Origin of the sequence: Vibrio sagamiensis NBRC 104589 (assembly GCF_007990935.1) — a bacterium.
Lineage (GTDB): Bacteria > Pseudomonadota > Gammaproteobacteria > Enterobacterales > Vibrionaceae > Vibrio > Vibrio sagamiensis.
The window spans coordinates 1-4739 of sequence record NZ_BJXJ01000083.1; the positions used below are offsets into that span (position 1 = coordinate 1).

Consider the following 4739-nt stretch of genomic DNA (forward strand, 5'->3'; position numbering starts at 1 on the left):
CTTCACTTTCTTCTTCCTTAAACCACAGACCGTTATTTGCTGACGCGTTGTATAAGATCAAATTTGAGTTTAACTCTGTAGAGCCGTTAGCAAGAGGCCTCCAGCGCCAATTTAGCTGTTTCATCTCTAGCTATATTTGCGACAGAACCCAACACATGAATGGTTTAAATTTACGGTATAGGCTACATATATGGGTGTAACTAATCGATTTCTTTATTACATATAATATAAGAAAATTATATTTCTGATATTTAATTTAATTATTTTTGGAGTGAAATTATTATAGTTAGATAATATTTTTCACTAATAATTTTTGAACTATTGATAATGAATCGGGCTGAAGTTAGAATAAAAGGAGAAGTGAGTTTACACGTAGTAGTTAAGGTTGAAATTATGTTCACCTTGAGGTTACTTGGGTATAAGCAGTTAAAAGGAAGTATTTAGGATATTAGATGAAACGGAGTGAGATAAATATTATCATAATGTCATTGTTTTTTTGCCTATCAATAACATCCCATATAATTGCATATAAAATAATAGACGTCTTCGGCATACACATAATTCCCTCATCCTTAACCTATATGTTCTGTTTTGTCCTTATTGACATTTTTGCAATAATTAATGACAAAAGGGCAATGTTGCTCATTATTATAATGGAGTCATTTGTTAATATATTAATGATAATAATAACATATACTGTTTCATTACTTCCTTCTCCAGACTATGTAATTCATGCAAATTCATATAAAGACGTCTTTAGCCCTATTTTTACGTTATACTTCGCTAATATATTGGGTTCAATAATTGCTTTTGTTTTGGATTATGCACTATTCAAAAGACTGTATCTTCAATATGGATATCTAACAGCATCCCTAGTTTCATCAACGGCTATAATCATATTTTACACAGTAATCACTGACATGTTAGCATTTTCAGGTGTATATGGTGATAACTATATAGATCTTACTGTGACAAACATAATTACAAATATAACCTTCCTATCTATAATAACAGTTATGTTATTACCGGTAGTGAAGAAAATAAAGGGTGTAAAAATATGATATCAGGTTTAGGACATATAAATATTGTTGTTGATAATATTGACTTAGCATCTGATTATTATGCTGATCTACTTTCAGCTGTGCCTGTTCAAAGGTTTAATAATTTTAAAAATGAGGGATTTTCTAAGTCTGCTGGGTTTATTGATAATTACAATGAAGTTGATGTCTCAATAGAATTCTTAAAAATAGGAAATACCAACATATATCTTGAATTAATGGAGTATCATAGTCCGGTATCGGAAGAAGTACATTTCCATAAAACCCCCAATATGATCGGGAGTGTGGGTCATATATGTCTAAGCGTGTCTGACATTGATGCTGAATTTGAAAGAGTTAAGGCACACAAAGACGTCAGAATGATTTCTGAAAGTTCTGCATATAAACCTTTTAAAATATCGCAAATCAAGACTGATGAGTTTTTCTTCCATGATGAAGTTAATGAAAAAAATGTAGAAGAAAAGAAAAAAGTAGCGGATATTGTGAGTAATACTAGATACTTCTATTTTGTCGACAAGTACAATATTCAGTGGGAGTTTGAAGAAGGTCATAGCGATATTGGTGACTAATCTTTTTTGCTAAGAGCTATGCCATCTCAAGATGTTCTATTCAAAGCGGCAACTATACGGTCGCCTCTTTGATAGCCAATTAACCTTAACTAAGCAAACTTTAACTGTAAACGCCACATGAACTCATGGGGTTATGTTCTGCTAAAGTTTTTCAGGGCACTTTTCTAAAAGAATTTTCATAGTTAATTGGCGACATATCGTTGTTAGCGGTATGAAGCCGGTCTAAATTGTAATATCGCATATAAAAGCTGCGACATCATTTCTCATGTGTTCTCTGGTTAGTTGGGGCACCTTGAATAACCAATCGTGCTTTAGACTAACGAAGAACCTCTCTGCTACAGCATTATCCCAACAAGCGCCAACATCGCCCATACTTGGTTAGGTTCAACAGAGTTAAAATTCTTGTTCAGCAGGTTATCAGCCACTGTATCACTGTATTTATGCTTAGTTGTGAGCTTGTCTCCCACACGCTGTGTAACCACTAAATCAAGCTTATCCATCAACTTTTGTGTACTATAGTCACTGATAGTAAAGCCCTCATTGCACAACCGCTTACGCAATTCTCGATAACCTAAACAGTTTCGATTTTGCTTAAATATTGCTTTAACTCTGCGGTAAAAATATAACTACTCGACCGTTATCACTTCGTAGGTTTGTTGAGCCATGCGTAATAGGCTGAACGACTTACGTTCATGCTTTTGCAAAGGTTGGCAATTGGGTATGTCGAAGCGAGCGATTTTACCGTTTCAAACGCTATTTGGTTTCCTTTAGCAATAGGGCGCTGGCTTTTTTAATATATCTTTTTCCATCCTTAGCTCTTTATTTTTCTTGCGTAATTTACTGAACTGAACACCTGTCAAATGGGCGGTATTTTCAAGTCTAAATTTTAGTGGTAATTTGAGGAAATAATTCTATATTTTAAAGGTTAATAATGCATAGTTTCAATGGGATGTTTTTTACTGATAATAAAAATGTATACAAGGAAACCATTATATTTCTACATGGTTTTTTTATGGACTCGAGAATGTTCAAGCATCAAGCTGAATATTTTGAAGAAAACTACCGAGTTATTTGTTGCGATTTTAGGGGATTCGGTAAAACAGAGTGGTGCAAGAGTAGCTTTACGTTAGAAGAATTAGCAAATGATATTTTAAATTTAATTAATCATTTAAATATCTCAAGTTGTATCGTTGCAGGAATGTCAATGGGAGGCTACGTGGCGCAGCGTATGGCCTTATTGAATCCTGAGTTGATTAGTAACATCATTTTTATCGCTACACAGGCATCTCGAGATAATCCAGAAACCATCGAGTCTTATCATCAATTACGTGACAATTGGTCTAATACAGTAATTCGTGAACAGATTATTGATAGTCTACTACCTGTAATCATCGGCGGGAATGAAGACGAATCTTTATTTTGGAAAAGTATTTGGCAGTCCTATCACCCTAATAATATTTATCATGCAATGACAGCAATGACTTCAAGGCAAGATATTAATGTGGCTCAAATTAAAGTTCCATGTCTCGTCATTCACGGCTCAAATGATGTTGGTATACCATTGAGTGCGGGAGAAAAGCTGCATTCAGATTTACCCTATTCAAAAATGGTTGTTGTTGATGGTGCTTGTCATGCTGTGAATTTAACGCATCCCAATAAGGTAAATGAAGCAATAGAAACATTTTTATACAGTCAGCTGCGCTGAGAAAATATAATAAGTTTTTAAGATAGCCACGGTTTACGGTGGCTTTTGTGTACCTGCCATATAACCTCACCGAACGCACACCCAACCCACGGAAAATGCACTCCTCCTCCCCATCAGCGATGTTTTTAATCTCGTTCGATCTCTCTTAACCTTGCAAAAGCCAGCGCTGAATTAATCAGCACTGGCTTATTTTTAGCTGAACCAATTAGGAAATTTTTTTACAAAATGTGGCCATTGTTCTTTAGTCATTGCACTACCATCTGCAAACCCAAAATCAACCCTTGCCTGACTTACGCTCCAATTAGTTAAATCTTGGTTAAATGATTTTGCTTCTGAGAACATCCATGTCATATTTATTACCTTCGATGTATCCCAATTTCCTATATCTTGATTAAATACATCTGCGTCACAAAACATCCCGTACATATTCTTCACATTAGATGTATCCCATTTTCCAATATCTTGGTTAAATGCATCTGCATCACTAAACATGAATTCCATCCGCCCAACATGCGAGGTATCCCAATTTCCAATATCTTGGTTAAATGCTTTTGCCCAAGCGAACATTTTATCCATGTTGTATACTTTGGAAGTATCCCAATATCCAATATCTTGATTAAATGCTTTTGCGTATTCAAACATAGACATCATATAAACCACATTCGATGTATCCCAATGTCCAATATCTTGATTAAATACACGAGCGCTTCTAAACATAGATATCATATAAACAACGTTAGATGTATCCCAACGCCCTATATCTTGGTTAAATGTTTCTGCTCCTTCAAACATGTAAGACATTTTGGTCACATTAAGCGTATTCCAATTACCAATATCTTGGTTAAATGTTTCTGCACCTTCAAACATGCTAGACATTTTAGTCACATTTGACGTATCCCAATCGCTAATATCGGCATTAAATGATTCGCGCTTATAAAATAAGAAGCTCATATCCGTCACCTGTGTGGTGCACAAGCGAATATGACCTTGCTCTAATTTATCTAATAAAGTTTTATTTTTAATTAGAGCGTTATCCACCACTATATAAACTTGACCATTCTCAAGCATCACGGAGTTAACGGCTTGGTCTGGGCATTTTACCGATATATCAGCAGCAAAAGTGGTTTGGCTAGCAAGTGCGGCTGCACCCACAAGAAGTGAGGTTATGGTTCTTTTCACTGTATTTTCCTTGGGTTGAATAAACGTTATTGCGTAAAAGTTGGAAGGCTATCTTCAGACAGGCCACTGCCTTTGGCGAAGTCGGCATGACGAGAGACGCGCTTGACGTCCCAGTGGGTTAAGTCTTGGTCAAAGCGCTTGGCGCCGGAGAACATGCGGTTCATATTGGTCACACGAGAAGTATCCCAACGGCTGATGTCTTGATTGAAGTATTGGTCTTTAGCAAAT

At 35.7% G+C, this 4739-nt stretch carries 6 protein-coding genes and 1 pseudogene; 3 read left to right on the forward strand and 4 right to left on the reverse strand.

Features of this window, described 5'->3' with window-relative positions:
• Positions 1–581: 581 nt before the first annotated feature.
• Together VSA01S_RS20600 and VSA01S_RS19220 are read left to right on the forward strand one after the other, a co-directional pair.
• Positions 582–1061 carry a VUT family protein gene (locus VSA01S_RS20600; protein ID WP_227739634.1) on the forward strand — a complete coding sequence of 160 codons (480 nt, stop codon included), beginning with the start codon at positions 582–584 and terminating at the stop codon, positions 1059–1061.
• Positions 1058–1627, forward strand: coding sequence for a VOC family protein (locus tag VSA01S_RS19220; RefSeq protein WP_039982006.1), 570 nt, complete (start codon positions 1058–1060; stop codon positions 1625–1627). Before VSA01S_RS20600 ends, VSA01S_RS19220 begins: the two co-directional genes overlap by 4 nt.
• Positions 1628–1849: 222 nt before the next feature.
• Here the strand turns inward: VSA01S_RS19220 and VSA01S_RS20605 are convergent, their stop codons facing one another.
• On the reverse strand, positions 1850–1999 hold the full coding sequence (locus VSA01S_RS20605) for a hypothetical protein (RefSeq protein ID WP_145993895.1): 150 nt from the start codon (positions 1997–1999) through the stop codon (positions 1850–1852).
• Positions 1963–2229 (reverse strand): annotated as a pseudogene (locus VSA01S_RS19230) (IS3 family transposase); the annotation flags it as partial. The pseudogene VSA01S_RS19230 and the gene VSA01S_RS20605, both read right to left, overlap by 37 nt.
• A gap of 347 nt (positions 2230–2576) precedes the next feature.
• Here VSA01S_RS19230 and VSA01S_RS19235 point away from each other — a divergent pair.
• Entirely contained in the window at positions 2577–3332 is a 756-nt protein-coding gene (locus tag VSA01S_RS19235; protein WP_039982007.1) for an alpha/beta fold hydrolase, read from the forward strand.
• A gap of 192 nt (positions 3333–3524) precedes the next feature.
• Here the strand turns inward: VSA01S_RS19235 and VSA01S_RS19240 are convergent, their stop codons facing one another.
• Together VSA01S_RS19240 and VSA01S_RS19245 are read right to left on the reverse strand one after the other, a co-directional pair.
• Complete coding sequence (locus VSA01S_RS19240) at positions 3525–4511, reverse strand: BspA family leucine-rich repeat surface protein (protein WP_147052767.1); 987 nt, start codon at positions 4509–4511, stop codon at positions 3525–3527.
• A 26-nt stretch (positions 4512–4537) separates the two neighbouring features.
• On the reverse strand, positions 4538–4739 hold a 202-nt coding region (locus VSA01S_RS19245), incomplete at its 5' end, for a BspA family leucine-rich repeat surface protein (protein WP_147052769.1).

Excerpts from the sequence above, each read along its gene's own strand:
- VSA01S_RS20600 (WP_227739634.1), top strand. The coding sequence starts at position 582 with ATGTTCTGTTTTGTCCTTATTGACATTTTTGCAATAATTAATGACAAA.
- VSA01S_RS19220 (WP_039982006.1), top strand. The coding sequence starts at position 1,058 with ATGATATCAGGTTTAGGACATATAAATATTGTTGTTGATAATATTGAC.
- VSA01S_RS20605 (WP_145993895.1), bottom strand. The coding sequence starts at position 1,999 with ATGGGCGATGTTGGCGCTTGTTGGGATAATGCTGTAGCAGAGAGGTTC.
- VSA01S_RS19235 (WP_039982007.1), top strand. The coding sequence starts at position 2,577 with ATGTTTTTTACTGATAATAAAAATGTATACAAGGAAACCATTATATTT.